Annotated in this window: 20 protein-coding genes and 1 other RNA gene; 9 read left to right on the top strand and 12 right to left on the bottom strand. The window is 40.3% G+C overall.

The features are described from left to right. Positions 1-85: 85 nt before the first annotated feature. The 8 genes from KGY70_01975 to KGY70_01940 all read right to left on the bottom strand — a co-directional run bounded on the left by KGY70_01975 (position 86) and on the right by KGY70_01940 (position 8810). Positions 86-1444: an outer membrane beta-barrel protein gene (locus KGY70_01975; GenBank protein MBS3773933.1), complete on the bottom strand. Its 1359-nt coding sequence runs from the start codon at positions 1442-1444 to the stop codon at positions 86-88. Then, positions 1444-2004, bottom strand: coding sequence for an RNA polymerase sigma factor (locus KGY70_01970; GenBank protein MBS3773932.1), 561 nt, complete (start codon positions 2002-2004; stop codon positions 1444-1446). The genes KGY70_01975 and KGY70_01970 overlap by 1 nt, the downstream gene beginning before the upstream one ends. A gap of 342 nt (positions 2005-2346) precedes the next feature. After that, positions 2347-3738: a dihydrolipoyl dehydrogenase gene (lpdA, locus tag KGY70_01965; protein ID MBS3773931.1), complete on the bottom strand. Its 1392-nt coding sequence runs from the start codon at positions 3736-3738 to the stop codon at positions 2347-2349. A gap of 86 nt (positions 3739-3824) precedes the next feature. Next, positions 3825-4649: a metal ABC transporter permease gene (locus tag KGY70_01960; GenBank protein MBS3773930.1), complete on the bottom strand. Its 825-nt coding sequence runs from the start codon at positions 4647-4649 to the stop codon at positions 3825-3827. Beyond that, a complete protein-coding gene (locus KGY70_01955) occupies positions 4649-5407 on the bottom strand; it encodes an ABC transporter ATP-binding protein (GenBank protein ID MBS3773929.1) in 759 nt (252 codons plus the stop codon). Before KGY70_01955 ends, KGY70_01960 begins: the two co-directional genes overlap by 1 nt. Before the next feature lie 18 nt (positions 5408-5425). Further along, positions 5426-6319 (bottom strand): zinc ABC transporter substrate-binding protein, encoded by an 894-nt coding sequence (locus KGY70_01950; GenBank protein MBS3773928.1) that lies wholly within the window; start codon positions 6317-6319, stop codon positions 5426-5428. A gap of 168 nt (positions 6320-6487) precedes the next feature. Then, positions 6488-7594: a methylmalonyl Co-A mutase-associated GTPase MeaB gene (gene meaB, locus KGY70_01945; GenBank protein MBS3773927.1), complete on the bottom strand. Its 1107-nt coding sequence runs from the start codon at positions 7592-7594 to the stop codon at positions 6488-6490. A gap of 130 nt (positions 7595-7724) precedes the next feature. Then, a complete protein-coding gene (locus KGY70_01940; protein ID MBS3773926.1) occupies positions 7725-8810 on the bottom strand; it encodes a DUF1573 domain-containing protein in 1086 nt (361 codons plus the stop codon). Positions 8811-9087: 277 nt separating this feature from the next. Between KGY70_01940 and KGY70_01935 the strand changes: the two genes are divergently transcribed. The 3 genes from KGY70_01935 to KGY70_01925 all read left to right on the top strand — a co-directional run bounded on the left by KGY70_01935 (position 9088) and on the right by KGY70_01925 (position 11707). Beyond that, positions 9088-10299 carry an amidohydrolase gene (locus KGY70_01935; GenBank protein MBS3773925.1) on the top strand — a complete coding sequence of 404 codons (1212 nt, stop codon included), beginning with the start codon at positions 9088-9090 and terminating at the stop codon, positions 10297-10299. 294 nt (positions 10300-10593) lie between these two features. Next, positions 10594-10761: a 4Fe-4S binding protein gene (locus KGY70_01930; protein ID MBS3773924.1), complete on the top strand. Its 168-nt coding sequence runs from the start codon at positions 10594-10596 to the stop codon at positions 10759-10761. A 187-nt stretch (positions 10762-10948) separates the two neighbouring features. After that, positions 10949-11707: a DUF1295 domain-containing protein gene (locus KGY70_01925; protein ID MBS3773923.1), complete on the top strand. Its 759-nt coding sequence runs from the start codon at positions 10949-10951 to the stop codon at positions 11705-11707. An 80-nt stretch (positions 11708-11787) separates the two neighbouring features. Here KGY70_01925 and KGY70_01920 read toward each other — a convergent pair whose 3' ends face one another. Both KGY70_01920 and KGY70_01915 read right to left on the bottom strand, forming a co-directional pair. Beyond that, positions 11788-12075 carry a co-chaperone GroES gene (locus KGY70_01920; protein ID MBS3773922.1) on the bottom strand — a complete coding sequence of 96 codons (288 nt, stop codon included), beginning with the start codon at positions 12073-12075 and terminating at the stop codon, positions 11788-11790. A gap of 39 nt (positions 12076-12114) precedes the next feature. Beyond that, the gene (locus KGY70_01915) at positions 12115-12699 is read right to left on the bottom strand and encodes a hypothetical protein (GenBank protein MBS3773921.1); all 585 of its coding nucleotides are present in this window, start codon (positions 12697-12699) and stop codon (positions 12115-12117) included. A 216-nt stretch (positions 12700-12915) separates the two neighbouring features. Here KGY70_01915 and KGY70_01910 point away from each other — a divergent pair, with 216 nt between their 5' ends. Then, a complete protein-coding gene (locus KGY70_01910) occupies positions 12916-13449 on the top strand; it encodes a type 1 glutamine amidotransferase (GenBank protein ID MBS3773920.1) in 534 nt (177 codons plus the stop codon). Here KGY70_01910 and KGY70_01905 read toward each other — a convergent pair. Beyond that, complete coding sequence (locus KGY70_01905) at positions 13437-13919, bottom strand: putative molybdenum carrier protein (GenBank protein ID MBS3773919.1); 483 nt, start codon at positions 13917-13919, stop codon at positions 13437-13439. The two genes, KGY70_01910 and KGY70_01905, sit on opposite strands and share 13 nt — an antisense overlap. Positions 13920-14097: 178 nt before the next feature. Beyond that, positions 14098-14196: signal recognition particle sRNA small type (gene ffs, locus KGY70_01900), an RNA gene on the bottom strand. Between the two features lie 98 nt (positions 14197-14294). On the opposite strand from ffs, the gene KGY70_01895 reads away from it, so the two are divergent. The 5 genes from KGY70_01895 to KGY70_01875 all read left to right on the top strand — a co-directional run. Then, entirely contained in the window at positions 14295-14852 is a 558-nt protein-coding gene (locus KGY70_01895) for a DUF4199 domain-containing protein (GenBank protein MBS3773918.1), read from the top strand. A 16-nt stretch (positions 14853-14868) separates the two neighbouring features. Then, on the top strand, positions 14869-15828 hold the full coding sequence (locus KGY70_01890; protein ID MBS3773917.1) for a glycosyltransferase: 960 nt from the start codon (positions 14869-14871) through the stop codon (positions 15826-15828). A gap of 123 nt (positions 15829-15951) precedes the next feature. Beyond that, on the top strand, positions 15952-16722 hold the full coding sequence (locus KGY70_01885) for a Bax inhibitor-1/YccA family protein (GenBank protein ID MBS3773916.1): 771 nt from the start codon (positions 15952-15954) through the stop codon (positions 16720-16722). 89 nt (positions 16723-16811) lie between these two features. Continuing rightward, positions 16812-17090, top strand: coding sequence for a type B 50S ribosomal protein L31 (locus KGY70_01880; GenBank protein ID MBS3773915.1), 279 nt, complete (start codon positions 16812-16814; stop codon positions 17088-17090). A 372-nt stretch (positions 17091-17462) separates the two neighbouring features. Next, positions 17463-17667: LON peptidase substrate-binding domain-containing protein (locus KGY70_01875; protein ID MBS3773914.1), on the top strand; the 205-nt coding region annotated here is incomplete at its 3' end.

Raw genomic sequence — 17667 nt, 5'->3', positions numbered from 1 at the left:
CCTTTCCAATCATAGTTGAAATAATAATTTTCCTTTAAAAGCCTACAAAATTAGGGAAATTTAAGCGGTGATAATTATCCTTTGCCTAAAAAGTTATACTCAACCCTGTAAGAACACCAAACGAATAGGGATAGGTTTTTGTTTCACTGTAATTAATGGAATGTAAAAAATAATCCATTTGGGGCTCAAAATACATATTAACTTGATTTGCAATATTATACTCCAAGCCTAAACCCAATGACCCGGAATAATTGAACTGACGTATATTGGCTGTATTCCCGATTAAACGTGTATCACCCTGTTGATTTTTCAGATAAACTCCTTCATTAACCAGGAAGTTGGAGTTAAGTCCACCTACAAGATTTACATCGATTTTTTTGTCAATTACGGTATATTCAACCATCAAAGGAACTTTAACATATTCAAATCGTTGCACTACTGAAGCATCCAGCTTATAGGAAAACTTAAGAAGTCTGTTTCCGTTTACGATATTCTGAATGCTTTCAGGAGGCTTGGCACTAATCAGCTTACCGGGTTTTACTTCAACTTCCCCCAGCGAATTCTTCAGCCTGACAAAAATTTCTTCGCCATATTGTGCAAAATCGTCGGAACCGAGACGGATTTTGCTTACTGTTTGTCCCATTTGTGAATAATAGAAACCGGAATGAACACTTAAGCGCTCGGTGAGCTTATAGCCGAAATTAACACCCCCGCTGTAAGAGAAAAGCTCGCTCTCAGAAGTATTGTATTCAGCCCGCGATGCATTATTCTGCAATCTTCGGTAAGACATCACAGGCGCCATAGTAGCTTTAAGGGAGAAATGCGTTGTATTGGGAACATCAGCGGCAACAGAAGCCTCCCCTGAGGAGGCAAACCCATCGGTAAACGCATCGACGGCATAAATTCCTGCAAAAACCGGCTCTTCCCCGGCTCCGTTATTTGAGGAAACACCGGACATCAGGGGTTCCTTTTTCTCCAAAAGCTCATCTATATTTTCGCTGGTTTCCGGAGATAAAGATGCAAGGGCATTGGTATTTCCATCGGATGGAAAATCTCTACCGGCATCCTGACTTTTTTGATCATCAACCGGAGGAGAGCCGCCAGATTCCTTTTCAGGAGGTTCTTTTTCGGAAGCATCCGCATGTAAGGGCTGAGAAGGTGGCTCCTCAACAATATTACGGGAGGACTGTTTTTCAATACGATTCTGTGACTGAACGCCCGAATTGAATAAAGTTTCAGAGGATGTCAGGAAAAGGGACCCTGCAGCCACAAGAATAATCAAAGAGGCCGCAATCTGCAGATACATCTTTTTACTTTTTCTTATTCTCCTGCGCTCAGCCAGATGTACCACAACATCCTCCCATACCTCATAGGGAGGGATCACTTCATGATCCTTCAATCTGTTGCGGAAAATCTCATCTATTTTTGATCTGTCTACCGTCATTAAATCACTTTCCCAAATTTAATCTTATATCGTGTTTCAATCTTACTTTTTAACAATTCTCTTGCCCTTGACAAGTTGGACTTTGAAGTACCTTCGCTGATATTGAGTTTTTTGCTGATTTCTTTATGTGAATATCCCTCAATGGCATAAAGGTTGAAAACCATACGATACTGTAAACTCAACTCCTTAATCATTCCCAACAGCTCATTTCTTTCTATATCCTCCAATACATGTTCGTACTTGTATTTATCATTTTCGATCATTGTTTCATCTTCTACCAGCACGAAACGGCTTTCTTTCCTTATCTTTTCCAAAGCAGTATTCACAACAATCTTTCTCATCCATCCTTCCAGAGAACCTGTGTTCTTATACTGCCCAAGCTTTTCAAAAATCTTGATAAAACCTTCCTGGAGTATATCCCTGGCTTCATCCTCATTATTAGTATATCTCAGGCACAGAGCATACAAGCGACTTGCATATTGTTTATACAACTGGGCTTGTGCCTTCGAATCTCCCGAGAGACAAGCTTTTACTATGTTATTCAGCTTTGACACTGACAAATAATATGGGTTTCCAACAAAGATACCCAAAATTTTTAATAATGTAAAAGCATACCGGAAGATATTTTCTATTCACAATATAGATGGAGCTTTTAGAAAAAAAGTTGCGTTTTAAATAAAAATTAACGCAACTTTTCCCGGACTTTTTTCATCTAATATATGAAACTAAAAAGCGAAATGGTTTTTTTTATCAATATAGAATGACCTAACCCTAAAATACAAAACCCTACTCCTAACCCCAACAAATGCAGATTACCCGAAAATGAAAAAGGGCGGAAATTTCCGCCCTTTTTCTATTGTCAAATAATCTGTTTTTGTCCATAAAGTCAAATAGATTTGAAACTATATGTGAATCACTTCATCATATGCCGCAGCCGCTGCTTCCATTATAGCCTCTGACATGGTAGGATGGGGATGGACAGATTTGATGAATTCGTGTCCGGTGGCTTCAATTTTCTTACCCACCAAAAGTTCACCAATCATCTCAGTGACATGGGCGCCAATCATGTGCGCTCCCAGCAACTCGCCATATTGGGCATCGAATATAAGCTTGACAAACCCTTCACTCTCACCTCCGGCATTTGCTTTCCCTGATGCGGTAAAGGGAAACTTTCCCACCTTGATCTCATATCCTGCTTCCTTTGCAGCTTCTTCAGTCATTCCAACGGAAGCGATCTCAGGTGAAGTATATGTACAGCTTGGTAAGTTTCTATAATCAAGAGGTTCGGGGTTCTTCCCGGCTATCTTCTCCACACAGGCAATGCCTTCGGCAGAGGCTACATGGGCAAGAGCCGGTCCCTGCACTATATCACCAATCGCATAGACCCCTTCCATATTGGTTCTGTAAAATTCATCAACTTTGACTTTTCCATTGTCCATTTCAATGCCCATTTCCTCAACTCCCAAATTCTCAAGATTAGGGGTAATCCCTACAGCCGAAAGCACTATTTCAGCCTCTTTGGTTTCTTCTCCTTTTTTGGTTTTGATGGTTGCCTTGCAAAGATCACCGGTGGTATCTACCGATTCAATGGATGCATTGGTCATCACCTTGATGCCTTTTTTCTTAAAGGAACGGGCCAGTTGTTTGGAGACCTCCTGATCCTCAATAGGTACCACGCTGGGCAACACCTCTACCAACGTAACTTCCGTTCCGATTGAATTATAAAAGTCAGCAAATTCGCTTCCTATAGCTCCCGAGCCAACAACAATAATCGATTTTGGCTGTTTAGGGAGCGTCATGGCTTTCCGATAGCCAATAACCTTTTCACCGTCCTGCTTAAGATTTGGGAGCTCCTTCGATCTCGCCCCTGTAGCCAGTATAATGTGATTCGCTGAATAATTCGCTGTGTTGCCGTCCGTATCACTTACCTCGACGGTCTTCTTATCAACCAGCTTGCCGGTTCCCCGGATGTGATCAATTTGGTTCTTTTTGAAAAGGTACTGAACCCCCCTGCTCATACCATCTGCAACTTTTCTGCTCCTGCTTACCATGGCCTCAAAATCAGGCTTAATCTCACCCTCTACGCTAATACCATATTCTTTAGCCTTGTTAAAATTGTGGTATACCTCTGCACTTTTGAGTAGTGCCTTGGTGGGTATACAACCCCAGTTAAGACATACTCCACCGAGCTCTGCTTTCTCCACAACACCTACTTTCATTCCCAACTGGGAAGCCCTTATGGCGGCAACGTAACCACCCGGTCCGCTTCCTATAACTATCAGATCATAATTCATAATGACAATGTTTTTAATTGTTTACTAATGCTTCCTTTTCAATTGTGAATAACTATTCAAAAGCATAATTGTTCTCAACATCATGTTTATTTGTATGTAAAAAACCGTTTTTTCAGGGATAAAACAAGTTTTACCAATGCAAACAAAACCACCAGGGCAAATATAATGAAAGCCCCTGAGGGGACATCAAACTGATAGGAGAACAATAAACCACTGATCACTCCGACAAATGCCGTTATAGTAGAATAATAAATCATCTTTTCAAACCTTTGTGTAAAATGATTGGCAATTGCCTGTGGAATGGTCAAAATGGAGATCAACAATATAATTCCCACTACTTTTATATTGATCACAATGGTAAGAGCCACAAGACCGATCAATATGTTCTTCATTGCATTCACGGGTAAACCAAAAACCCTGGCATAACTTTCATCAAAGGAAATAAACAGAATGGTATGGTAGAACAATATAAAAAACAGAATGACCACCCCGGCCAGAATAGCCATAAATATCAAATCCCCTGTGGAAACGGAAAGAATACTTCCAAACAGGTAGGTCATCAGGTTGGGAGCATAACCAGGGGTAAGATAAATAAATATAATCCCCAGGGCCATGCCTAACGACCACCATATACCAATCATGGAATCATATCTTACCTCCCCTTTTCTGGAAAAAAATTCAATGCCCAACCCGGAGAGGACACTGAAAACTGCTGCCCCTAGTATGGGGTTAATTCCCAGGTAATATCCTATGCCAATGCCTCCGAAGGATGAATGGGTTATACCCCCGCTAAGAAAAACTATACGATTGGAAACAATATAAGCGCCGATAATTCCACAGGTAATACTTGAAAACAATGCCGCCCACAACGCATTGATAAAAAACTCATATTGAAACAATTCTGTTATCATTATTTGTTGTGCTTTTTCAGTACGGTATGAGGCAAATCACCATGGGTAATCAACTGAATCGGACAATTATAGGCTGCAAGCTGTTTTTCCGATATCACATTGGAACGGTGATAATGAAATTCGAGGTTTACACATGCTATGGTTTTTACATATGGGGTTATTGTACCTATGTCATGACTGACCAGTATAATGGCCATTTGTTTATTGAGCTCCCTGAGGTGTTCATAGAGTTCGCCCTCAAATTTATTGTCCACAAAAGTGTTGGGCTCATCAAGAATAAGGAGTTTGGGGCTGGAAATAATGGCCCGGCACAGATAAACACGCTGCATCTGTCCCCCGGATAATTCCCCTATGGCTTTATGCTTCAGATGAGAAATCCCCATTTGATCCATCATCTGAGAAGCCATTTGCTTGTCTTTTCGTGAGTACTTCTTCAATAGTCCATTTTTCGGCATCAGGCCGGATAATACGACTTCCATGGCGGAAATAGGAAATTTCCTGTCGATCATATTTAACTGGGGAAGATACCCCATACGTTTCATATTCCCTTTATCCTGCAATGAATAATATCTTACTTTACCTGCCAGGGGTTTAAGGATACCCAAGATAACCTTGAGCAGGGTAGTTTTTCCTCCTCCATTGGGGCCTATAACTCCAATAAAATCATCATCATAAACCTCCATATCGACATCCCGGATAACAACTTTTCCATTGTATCCGGCAGCTACTGAATCAAGTTCAAGTATCTTCTTAGCCATATATCACAATTTTCCCTATTACTCCGAATCTTTCAATGCTTTTCGCAGTTTCCCCGCTATGGTTCTCATATTTTCCATCCAGTTGTAGGCAAGCGGGTCTATCTGTATCACCTCACCGTCCAACTCCCTGGCCAAAGTTTTGGCTTCATCGGTACTGAATTGTTTCTGGATTATTACTGCCTGAATATTTCTTTCTCTGGCTTTATCCACCAAATTGCGAATCCTTGCAGGAGAAGGTTTCTTGCCTTCCTTTTGCACTGCAATTTGCTCCAGGCCATAATCTCTTGCGAAATAGGCCAGAGCAGGATGAATGATCAAAAATTCCCGGTTATCAATGCCCTCAAGACTATGTTGGATTTCTGCATCGAGGGAATCAATATCTTTCATTAAAGCCTGACAATTTTCCCGGTAATCCTTTCTGTTGACTGAATCCAGTTTTATCAGCATATCTCTTATATTCCGGAGTTGAACCTGAACCGATTCGGGGGAGAGCCAGATATGAGGATCCACTCCTTTGCCGTGGGAATGCGTTGAGCCGTTACCTCCATGATCAATCAAATCTACATTTTCCGACTGGTCAAAAATTTTAAGACGGGGGTTGGCCGAGCGGATCCGATCCATCCAGACCTGCTCAAACACAACATGCCCAATTTTTAAATAAGCCAGGGAATTTCCGAGATTACTCATCTGCCTGGGAGAAGGTTCATAAGTAACCGGATTGGCTCCCGGGGGAACCATTACATTCACATCAAAACGCTTCCCGGATACCTTATCTACAAAATATTTCTGGGGTAATATACTAACAGTAATGACCTTATCCTGTCTCTCGGTCTTTTCACCCGAATTACAACCTGAAAAAATCAGTAACAAGACCGGAGTGATCAAAAACAAAAAGCCCGGAAATTTCTTCATAAATTTTATTAAGAATTAATTAACCCGAATTATTCAAGAATAATTCTGACGCTATTGAAAAACCTGGCTTTTTGCTTCAATAAATTTCGCAAAAAACCGGTTTTTCTAATGCGGGGTTAAAATAACAAAATTATAAGTTTTTCCCTCTTGAATAAAAAATTGGTGGTATTATTTTTTATAGTATTGACTGATTAACTCTTTAGCAGCCATAAAGGAAGTCATTTTGCCTTCAAGGACCTTATTTTCATATTTTGAAAGCTGTTCCCTAATGAAACCGGTTTGATAGAAATTGTCCCTAAGGATTTGATCAATGGTTTCATACATCCAGTATTTGGACTGTTTTCTTCGGTTTTGCATGAAATGGCCATTATTTTTTGTATAATGAATGAATTCAAGAATTGTCTCCCACACTTCATCGATTCCCATATTAGCGTGGGCCGAGCAGGTCAACACCCGGGTCTCCCAGCCGGATTCCCTCGGAGGGAAAAGATGTAATGCCCTTTCATACTCTTTCTTTGCCATTTCGGCTTTCTGAACGTTATTCCCATCAGCCTTGGTAATAGCAATTGCATCAGCCATTTCCATTATTCCCCGTTTTATGCCCTGCAATTCGTCTCCTGCACCGGCAAGCATTAAAAGGAGAAAAAAATCTACCATGGAATGGACAGAAATCTCAGACTGACCTACTCCCACCGTTTCAATAAATATTGTATCAAAGCCGGCTGCTTCGCATAAAACAACCGTTTCCCTGGTTTTTCCTGCAACGCCTCCCAATGAATCTCCTGAAGAAGAGGGTCGGATAAAAGCATTGTCATCGGCGGCCAGGGTTTCCATTCTTGTCTTATCCCCCATAATACTGCCACCTGTTCGCTCGCTGGTGGGATCAACAGCCAGAACCGCAAGTTTCCGGCCGGAATGGGTGATCTTTCTCCCCAACGATTCAATGAAGGTGCTCTTTCCAACTCCTGGTACACCGGTAATACCTATTCGCATGGAATTTCCGGCGTAAGGCAAACACCTTTCCATGATCTGCTGAGCCATCTCCTTATGCTCATCCAAAGAGCTCTCGATAAGGGTTATGGCCTGTCCCAGCATGGTTCGGTCCCCCTCTAATATTCCTTTTACATATTGATCAGAGGAATATTGAATGCGTTTTTTTCTTTTGTAACGCTTTGCTGCTTCCTTGTTGATAGATGACGGCTGCTCCATCCCTTTATTAACATTCAGGGCACTTTTACTGTCGCCCTTTTCTCGCTTTTCATTCTCATTATCCATGCTAACAATTGATTTAAATATTCGCCGGCCAGGCTTGTGGGTTCTGAATGCCAGTAGGCCGGCCAGTACCGGATGACTGGCATGAAAAATAAACGTAACGAAGCCAGCGGACATTATAGACAGCCTCTACTTAATTTTTCTCAACCTTCCCCTTTATATTAAGTTTCACATTGCTATTATCCGGATCATTGGAAATGAAGTATATTGATTTATGCTGATGCCCTTCCCTGCTTCCTGTATGAAAAACAGCCTTAAAAGAACTGCGCTCACCCGGCCCAATCACCTCTTTATCGGGGTTTACCGTTGTACAGCCACACGTGGCACGTATTTTCCGTATTTTCAGGTCCCGTTTTCCCGTATTTTTGAATCGAAATACATGTTCTATCTCTTTATTTTGTTTGGCCGTACCAAAATTGAATGTAGTTTCTTCAAATTCTACATTCGGTGCACTTTTTCTCTCTTGCTGCGAAAGATCGGAGAAATCCTCGGAAATTTTGGCTGAAATAACCAATGTATTGTGAGCTACATTGTTTCCATTAACTTTTATACGAACCCGATCCATTTTGAAACCCCAGTCGTTGATCTGGGTAGCGTCATATGTACCATAAATATAACTTTCTTCTCCGGATTTTAAAACTTTTGATTTGGTGTTCAGATCAATATGTTCGGGGACACCGGAAAAAGATAAAGTCATCTTTTGATCGGAAGCATTGGCAATAGCCAGAGAATCCCGCTTAGTCTCCGTATGTTTCACTTCTACAAAAGCCATATGATGTGACTTCAGACGCAAATCTCCCATTTGTCTTGGATACTTGTCGGCCAGTGTTTTCTTTTTAGGCAGCACCTTACCTTTAATCCTTAATATCACCGTTTCATCCGAGGCATTGGTCCTGAGCAGTATACTTTTATTAAAACTGCCGGGACGACGGAGAGGGTCAAATGTAGCACTCACATAACCCTTTTTACCGGATGAAATGGGTTGCTGACTCCAGGAGGGAGAAGTACAACCACAAGCTGCCTTCACTTCATTAATAACAAGTGGTTTGGCACCCGTGTTCGTAAAAGTAAATTTGTGGGTTACCTTCCCCCCATCTTCTTTTATTTGGCCAAAATCATGGGTGGTTTTATCAAAAACAAGCTCCGGCTCTTTCTGCTGAGCTTTCAAGGAATAGGCCAACACCAATATCAAGCCCGAAAGAATGAGCATTCTTTTCATAATAAGTTATTTTTATTTTGGAGACACTAAGTTAAAAAATATGCTTAAGAAGAATACAAATATTACAACGCAGGGATATTTCAAACCAGTATTTTTTTAATTATGTTTGCTGAAACTGAATCATTCACTGATTTATCCCTGTGAAATTCTATTCGTCAGTTGTAACGACAAATATCAGGAAAGGGTTTCATTTTCTCTTATAAAATATATATATAAAGAAAGTATAAAAATAACAAAATGCATATTTTTCATCAAATCAATCAGGAAAAAACATCACATGGAGCTAAAAAAAAGAATTTTTGAACGAGCAGAGCATTATTTTAATTATATTGTAAAGATAAGAAGGCATCTTCATCAGTATCCCGAATTGTCCTTTCAGGAATTTGATACCATTCATTATATTGAAGAGTGCTTAACCAATGAAGGATTCCAATTTGAAAAACCGATTGAAACAGGGATAACCGGTTTATTAAGGAATGATTCTGGTATGTCTGAGACTGTGGCCCTCAGGGCCGATATTGATGCCTTGCCGATTGAAGAAAAAAATGAAATTGAGTATGCCTCGAAAAACAAAGGGGTGATGCATGCCTGTGGTCATGATGCTCACACTGCGGCACTTATTGGAGCCTTGATGATATTGAGAGATTTACAAACGGAATTCAACGGAGATGTAAAATTTATTTTTCAGCCCGGTGAGGAAAAGTTACCCGGAGGAGCCAAAAAAATGATTGACAGTGGTGTACTGGAAAAACCAGTCCCCAGCTTAATCATCGGTCAGCATGTATATCCCGATCTCCCTGCCGGCAAACTGGGATACAGAGCGGGCCCCTACATGGCTTCCTCCGATGAGGTTTATATCACCATAAAAGGTAAAGGAGGACACGGAGGCATTCCCCACCAAACAGATGACACAGTGTTTTTTGCAAGCCAGATGATTCAGTCATTACAACAAATTGTAAGCAGAAAAGCACCACCAACAATTCCCACCGTATTATCCTTTGGTAAGATCACCGGTAACGGGGCAACCAATGTTATTCCGGAGGAAGTTTATATGGAAGGTACTTTCCGAACAATGGATGAAACATGGAGAGCGGAAGCCCACGCGCTTATCCGCCGGATTGCAGAAAACATCGTTGCTTCCGGTTATGATACACAGGTCGATGTTTCCATAATCAAAGGTTATCCTGTATTGATGAACAATGAAGACATGACCCGAAAATGCATGGAATATTCGGGAAGGCTACTGGGTGAAAGGAATATTGAAACGCTTGACATCAGAATGACAGCAGAGGATTTCTCCTATTATACCCAAAAAATTCCCGGTGTATTTTACAGACTGGGCGTGGGTAATCAATCAAAAGGAATTGAAAGTGCACTTCATTCATCCACTTTCAACATCGATGAAGAAGCCCTAAAGACCGGTATGGCCAACCTGGCCTGGCTCACGATATCATACCTGAATGAACACAATGCAGTGGATACTTCATAAGCTTATTTAGTGTGTGTCCATAAAGTCAAGGAGATTTGAAAGAGTCTCGTCTAGAATGTTCGCTGGCAAGGCTTGCGGGTTTTGAATGGCAAATGTAGAGAGGTACGGCCGTACGTCTCTACCAGAAGTAATCGACTGGCATGAAAAACGAGCGTAACGCAGCCAGCGGATATTATAGACAGACTCTATTTAAAATCCGTTCAAATAACAACATTATGATGCACGTCATTTGGAGGATAAAAAAAGGTACATATTTTTGCATCAATTTTATTAACACATAAAAATTTCAAAAAAATGGCTTACGTAATTACAGAAGAGTGTACAGCATGTGGAGCTTGCATAGATGAATGCCCGGTTGACGCAATATCAGAAGGAGATATTTACAAAATTGATCCGGATATTTGCACCGATTGTGGTGCTTGTGCGGATGTTTGTCCGGTGGAAGCGATCCATCCGGAATAGTGGAAAAATTCTATTGGAAACATTATAGACAAGCCGCCCAAAAAAATTCAGGAGGCTTGTCTCATAATATGAATATCCTGTTTTTCATTGGTTTACAAGTTCCCGGGAAGAAATAATGGGATGCCTTTCAAATCATATAAAAAGTTTTTATTTATTTAGCATCCAAAACAAACAACTTTTTATATCAATGGCATTAATCCAGGAATTTAACAATTCAGGCAATTTTCTTTTTCGAAACAGGAGTTTTATACCCATTATTTTATACCCATTGGCCACGCTGGTTATATTGGTCGAAAAGGTTCCTGTACTCTACAATCCCGATATTGTGTGGTCTGTTGTTTGTTTGCTTATATCCGTTTCCGGACTGGCAATGCGAACCATCGTTGTCGGTTGGGTTCCTAAAGGAACTTCAGGCAGAAACAGAAAAAAACAGGTGGCAAACACCCTTAATACGAACGGAATCTATTCAACAGTCCGTCATCCTTTATACCTGGGAAATTTTTTGATGTGGATGGGCTTGATCATCTACACCGGAAATATTTGGTTCATAATTATCGCGGGGCTCTTATTCTGGGTGTATTATGAAAGAATTATGTTTGCCGAAGAGGATTACCTCAGGCAAAAATTCGGTGATGACTTTGAAAACTGGGCCAGGCAAACCCCTGCTTTTTTTCCAAAATTTAAAAAATGGAAAAAACCGGATCTCACCTTTTCTGTTAAAAAGTCTATACGAAGAGAATACAGGGGCCTTTTCGCAGTGATTGTTTCTTTCGTGTACCTCAATCTTCTCAAAAACCTAACAGTTAACAAGAACTTTACACTCAGCAATCACTGGATTATTCTTCTGGTTGCAGGTCTGATATTTTTCACCACCGTTCACATCCTGAATAAGAAAACCAATCTGCTGAATCCTAAAAGCGACAGAGCCAGATCACAAACGGATTAATATCCTGTACAACCAAACACCCGAAACAAAAAAACGGGGATAAAAATACCCCCGTAATAACATTTTCCCTTAATAAACCATTAGATTTGGTCCGTCTCCACAACCTTGGCCAAAATGTCAGCATAAGGAATGACCAGGTAATTCTTGTCATCCATCTCTACTTCAACCCCGGAGAATTCCTTATAAAGGACATAATCACCGGCTTGAATGGCAGCGTTTTCAATTTCGCTAACAGCAACAACTTTGGCTGTCTTTTTCTTTTCTTTCGCTGAATCGGGAATGATAATTCCCGAAGAAGTTTTTTGTTCGGTTTCCTCCTCTGTAACATCCAATACTACTTGCTCATTAAGTGGTTGTAATTCTTTCATTGTTTATCGTTTTATGTATTCGACTTTGAGTTATTATGCTTATATTTCCAACAATTCATCAATTTTCTGTTTATTGAAACCCACTATTATTCTTCCGTTGATTTCCGTTTGAGGTACACCTTGCTGCCCACTTTTCCTTACCAATTCCTGTGCCACTTTTTGATCTTTTGAAACATCAATATCTCTGAACTGAATTTGATTTTTTCGCAGATAATTTTTTAGACTGGTGCAATGGGGACATGTCGGGGTACTATAAACCACAACCCGCTTTTGTTCTTGTTCCCCGTTATGACGGGATACGAACAAGGTGTTTTTGAACAGAGCAATATAATAATCGGTATTTTGACATCCCTTAATCGAGTTTTTATAAGCACTCCCTTCAAATTCAAGTAATGTAGGTGCTGTCTGAATACGGTAGCGGGTATGGATATCCCGAACCTCTTTGACATCGGCTGCCAGAACATTTACGTCTTCTTCCGCAGCAGAAGCTGCCTTCTGCAAATTTTCATAGGCACAAACGTTCTTTTCACTTCCGGATTTATACAACAGCAAAAATGTTCTTTGTTTAACTCCAAGATTTTTAGTTAGTTCGTCAAAGGAACGGATGTCTTTTATCTCCATCATATTTCATAAATTTATAGTTACATATTTCCATATTTACATATTTTGTGCCAAAACAACTTCTGTCAGTTTCATGAAATATTGTCATAGAAAAAGTACTGCCAAATTAACTTTATAGTTTTTCAGTATAATTTTTAAAAATTCAATCATCAAATTGTAGAAAACCATGAACCAAAGTTCCGAATAATCTGTTGAACTTGTAAAAAGAGGAGGTTCAAAATGAATTTATCAAAACTAAAGATCGTTAACCTGGTTCACCAAAGTTACGAAGATCTGGAACTATGGTACCCGGTAATCAGATTAAGGGAAGAAGGTATTACCGTTCATCTGGCCGGTGAGGAAGCCAATGCTCAATACTACGGTAAACATGGAGTACCTGCCACAGCTAATATAGGTTTTTCCGAGCTGGACCCGGAGGAATATCACGGTATACTCGTGCCCGGTGGATGGGCTCCTGACAAACTGAGAAGGTACAAACAAGTGACTGAATTCATCCGTATGATGAATGAACAGGAGAAACCCATCGGAGAGATATGCCATGCCGGCTGGGTCTTGATATCTGCAAACATTCTCAAAGGAAAAAGAGTAACCAGTACACCGGCCATCAAAGATGATATGGAGAATGCGGGGGCCACCTGGACAGATGAGGCAGTGGTAATTGACAAAAATCTGGTTTCAAGCAGAAGACCTATTGATCTGCCAATTTATATGAAACATTATATCAATATACTTAAAAAGCACTATGAGAAATAATTCTGATAGAATTCTACCAGCACTTTATAAACCAACCGGTAGATACCCGGAGAATTGCTTTCTCTGTTACCGGCTACATTCAATGTCATGATTTTTTGATCCTGAATCCATTTATAAAGTTCGGGATTAATTTTGTCCGGCTGTTCTCTTAAAAGATAAACAAACCATGGTTTGTTTATCTTTTTACAGTATTCAAGTGTCAGATGGCTCCCCCGATCCAATCCGGACCGGGTTGTTTTAAATATCAGGGTGCCATCGGAGGCCTCTATATTCTTTTTAGTCCTGTCGCTATAACTTGATGAAGGGAGTTCTTTAAGAGGATAGACCTCCGGAATCGGGCCGTCTTCAGCTTTTCTTCCTTTTGGGCAATAACCGCCGCAGCTTATGCCATAATGCAGGGCAAAATCGAGTGCTGCCCGGTCCGCGCCGGTTTGGCCCCCGGAAATTATTCGCAGTTGACTTTTACGCACCTCTTTTTTAAATATTTAATAAAATGTTTCTTTATTTCCTTATTTACCCCGTTGAAAGGCGGTAGTTGATACCCCTGGGTCTCTATCTGCTTACCAGCTTAAATGTTAGTAAAAACAACCGGCCGGGAAAACACAGGAGAAACATGAATTGGTTAATACAGAATAGCAGGAAATAAAATCCGGACAAGCGACTCATATCGCACCGCTCAACCGCCTACCCTTGCTTCCTTCCGGACCTGGGGGAATTTAGCGGGAGCTGGTCGTATGAGACTTGCCCGGAAATGCAAAGTTAGAAAAATTACTTTTATTAACAAATCATTTGCCTATAAAATTCTATCTTTGCTTGTCAAATTATTACAAAAAAATATAAACGATATGGATACCAGTAGTCAACCTCAAAACACAGGAAAACAGGAAAATACATATCTTAAAAGTACCATGACTTATGGTTTAATCACCGGATTGGTCCTTATTGTTTATACCCTGCTTCTCTATTCAACCAATAACCTCATTGACCAAAATTTCTTCCTCGGCATTATCAATTACCTGATTCTTATCGGGGGCATTGTTATAGGCACCCGTTCATACAGAGATCAGTTTCTGGAAGGTTATATCTCTTATAGCAAAGCACTGGGTTATGGAGTAGTAATAAGTGTATTCACCGGCATTATCGTAGGTATATTCACTTATTTGTTATATGCTGTAATTGACCCCGGATTGTTGGAACAAAGCATGAAAATATTCGAGGAAGAAATGCTGAACCAGGGTATGTCCCCTGATCAGGTTGAAACCTTCACAGAAATGCAGAGAAAGATTCGCTCTCCCTTCATGATGCTGATAAGCTCTGTCCTCTCTTATGCATTACTGGGTTTCATATTTTCACTTATAACATCTGCATTCCTCAAAAAAGATAAACCGATATTTGATCAATAAAAAAGCATTATTTTTAATGGATTTATCAGTCGTCATCCCGCTGTACAATGAAGTCGGCTCACTCACCGAGCTTACAGACTGGATACAGAGGGTAATGGATGAAAACAAATTCACCTACGAGGTCATTTTTATAGACGACGGAAGCTCGGACGGTTCCTGGGAAAAAATCAAGGAATTAAGCAACAAATATTCAGCGGTTAAAGGGATTTGTTTCAGGAAAAATCATGGCAAATCGGCAGCGCTTCATCTCGGATTTAAAGAGGCAAAAGGCGATGTAGTCATAACCATGGATGCCGATCTTCAGGACAACCCGGATGAAATACCGGAATTATACCGGATGATCAAAGAAGAGGGATATGAGTTTGTATCGGGATGGAAAAAACAGAGACACGATCCTTTATCCAAAAGGATACCCAGTAAGTTTTTCAACAAAACGGCACGCTTCGTCACAGGAATCAAATTACACGATTTTAATTGCGGATTGAAAGCATACAGAAATGAGGTAGTAAAGCACATAGAAGTCTACGGAGAAATGCACCGGTATATTCCCGTATTGGTTCGAAGAGCAGGTTTCAGCAAGATAGGGGAAAAAGTGGTGAAACATCAGAAAAGAAAATATGGGAAGACCAAGTTTGGCTTAGACAGATTCATCAAAGGTTTTCTGGATCTGATGTCCATTATCTTCATTACCAAATTTGGCAAAAGGCCCATGCATCTTTTCGGTACCATAGGCACCGTTATCTTCATTATTGGCTTTTTGGCGGCTCTGTGGCTGGGTGCACACAAATTGTATTTTCTGGCTCATGGCATCTCCGCAAGACTGGTCACTGACAGTCCTTATTTTTATATAGCGCTTACCTGCATGATTATCGGAACACAATTATTCGTTGCAGGCTTTTTGGGGGAATTGGTATCCAGAAATTCCGAAAGCCGAAATCATTATTATATTAAAGATAAAATCAACTTTGAGGGTTAATTTTTCTTATACATCGGCATAATAAAGATGAAAACAAAAAGTTGTGAAGAAAATCCTGTACAGGAACAACTGATCAAATCCAAAAGGGTATGAAGTTTGAAGAAAAAATCAAAAACTTAAACTATGAATAACAGAATAGCTCGATCGACCAATCCGGTCCTGTCAAAAGAAATGTTCCGTACAGCAAGCCGGACTCAGACACAGGCCGAAGTCATGACCATTGACGGGACCGTCAATAAAACACTGCTCATGTTTGGATTGGTAATACTGGGGGCATTCTATACCTGGAGGCTGTTTTTTAATGCAGCAACAATGGAAGCAGGAGCTTCTGCGGTAATGCCCTGGCTTATTGGAGGCGCTATCGGCGGTTTTATTCTTGCAATGGTAACCATTTTCAAACGGACATGGGCCAATATTACTGCCCCGCTTTACGCCGTCCTGGAGGGTTTATTTTTAGGCGGGCTGTCAGCCATACTTGAAGCGCAATTCTCCGGAATTGTCATTCAGGCAGTTGGATTAACCTTCGGAACCATGTTCACGCTCCTCGCTGCATATAAGACCGGAGTTATCAAGGTTACCAAAAAATTTCGGATGGGAGTGATTGCTGCTACAGGAGGGGTAGCCTTACTTTATTTTGTTTCCATTATGCTTCGGCTATTTGGTGTAAATTTTGCCATATTTCAGTCCTCACCACTCGGCATAGGAATAAGCGTGGTTATTGTAATCATCGCAGCACTGAACCTGGTTCTGGATTTCGATTTCATACATAAGGGAAGCCAGGCAGGAGCTCCGAAATATTTGGAATGGTATGGTGCTTTTGGGCTCATGATCACGCTGATCTGGTTATACATCGAAATACTCAGACTACTATCTCTAATAGCAGGCAGAGAATAAATTATGATTTTAATGGTTGATGTTTTGTTTTTCAAATAATCCTCCGTAATTTTGCCATCCATTTTGTGTAAAAACCAAAAAAAAGAAAAATGAAAAAGGACGTCCATCCCAAAAATTATAGATTGGTGGTATTCAAAGACATGTCAAACGGGGATACCTTTACGGCGAGATCAACGGTGAATACCAAAGATACCATCACCATGGATGATGGAAATGAATATCCCCTGGTTAAACTGGAAATTTCCGATACCTCTCATCCTTTTTATACAGGTAAGAGGAAATTGGTAGACAGTACAGGTAGGGTTGATAAATTCATGAACAAATACAAAAAACATTACGAAAAAAGAAGAAACAAGAGCAATCAATAATTTCTTCATGAATAAAAAGCCCCAAAACGGGGCTTTTTTTGATTAAATCCGGTCTCCTTCTATCAAGAATTGTATTCTTTTTGATGATTACAGTGGGGAAAATCTTTTCTCTTTAATGTTTACAAGGCCGGTTTCTGGGTTTAGAACGGACATACAGACTGAAATATTTCACAGAACCAGTAAATACAGACAATTCCAATAGTTACCCGGCCCCTACATTTTCCCGCCAACACGCCGGTTTACCGTTATAAAACAGAATGGTGGATTCTGTAGGATGTTTTGGCATAACTATTGACAATCCAACATAATATAGAATATTTTTTCACTAACGTCATTTTGACAGTAAAATCTAAAGGACAAGCAAGGTAAAATATGAGCAGGAAAAAACATCAAAAAAACGATTGGCAAGATTTGATCTTATTTGACGAAGATACCGAAAAAGCGGAATTTATACCTTTGGTTACAGATGAGCAGGAAGAATCCATGAACAAGGTAGAAGTACCGGATACTGTGCCCATTCTACCTTTGAGAAATACGGTTCTCTTTCCCGGTGTTATACTGCCTATCACAGTAGGAC

It is taken from the genome of Bacteroidales bacterium (assembly GCA_018334875.1).
In the GTDB taxonomy this organism is placed as follows: Bacteria; Bacteroidota; Bacteroidia; order Bacteroidales; family UBA12077; genus JAGXLC01.
This window is presented reverse-complemented; position numbering and strand designations above follow the sequence as displayed.

Bases quoted from the DNA above. Each gene is read 5' to 3' on its own strand.
- KGY70_01890 (MBS3773917.1), top strand. From the start codon at position 14,869: ATGGATTTATCAGTCGTCATCCCGCTGTACAATGAAGTCGGCTCACTC.
- lpdA (MBS3773931.1), bottom strand. From the start codon at position 3,738: ATGAATTATGATCTGATAGTTATAGGAAGCGGACCGGGTGGTTACGTT.
- KGY70_01880 (MBS3773915.1), top strand. From the start codon at position 16,812: ATGAAAAAGGACGTCCATCCCAAAAATTATAGATTGGTGGTATTCAAA.
- meaB (MBS3773927.1), bottom strand. From the start codon at position 7,594: ATGGATAATGAGAATGAAAAGCGAGAAAAGGGCGACAGTAAAAGTGCC.
- KGY70_01960 (MBS3773930.1), bottom strand. From the start codon at position 4,649: ATGATAACAGAATTGTTTCAATATGAGTTTTTTATCAATGCGTTGTGG.
- KGY70_01935 (MBS3773925.1), top strand. From the start codon at position 9,088: ATGGAGCTAAAAAAAAGAATTTTTGAACGAGCAGAGCATTATTTTAAT.
- KGY70_01950 (MBS3773928.1), bottom strand. From the start codon at position 6,319: ATGAAGAAATTTCCGGGCTTTTTGTTTTTGATCACTCCGGTCTTGTTA.
- KGY70_01940 (MBS3773926.1), bottom strand. From the start codon at position 8,810: ATGAAAAGAATGCTCATTCTTTCGGGCTTGATATTGGTGTTGGCCTAT.
- KGY70_01975 (MBS3773933.1), bottom strand. From the start codon at position 1,444: ATGACGGTAGACAGATCAAAAATAGATGAGATTTTCCGCAACAGATTG.
- KGY70_01955 (MBS3773929.1), bottom strand. From the start codon at position 5,407: ATGGCTAAGAAGATACTTGAACTTGATTCAGTAGCTGCCGGATACAAT.
- KGY70_01925 (MBS3773923.1), top strand. From the start codon at position 10,949: ATGGCATTAATCCAGGAATTTAACAATTCAGGCAATTTTCTTTTTCGA.
- KGY70_01930 (MBS3773924.1), top strand. From the start codon at position 10,594: ATGGCTTACGTAATTACAGAAGAGTGTACAGCATGTGGAGCTTGCATA.
- KGY70_01885 (MBS3773916.1), top strand. From the start codon at position 15,952: ATGAATAACAGAATAGCTCGATCGACCAATCCGGTCCTGTCAAAAGAA.
- KGY70_01895 (MBS3773918.1), top strand. From the start codon at position 14,295: ATGGATACCAGTAGTCAACCTCAAAACACAGGAAAACAGGAAAATACA.
- KGY70_01910 (MBS3773920.1), top strand. From the start codon at position 12,916: ATGAATTTATCAAAACTAAAGATCGTTAACCTGGTTCACCAAAGTTAC.
- KGY70_01915 (MBS3773921.1), bottom strand. From the start codon at position 12,699: ATGATGGAGATAAAAGACATCCGTTCCTTTGACGAACTAACTAAAAAT.
- KGY70_01920 (MBS3773922.1), bottom strand. From the start codon at position 12,075: ATGAAAGAATTACAACCACTTAATGAGCAAGTAGTATTGGATGTTACA.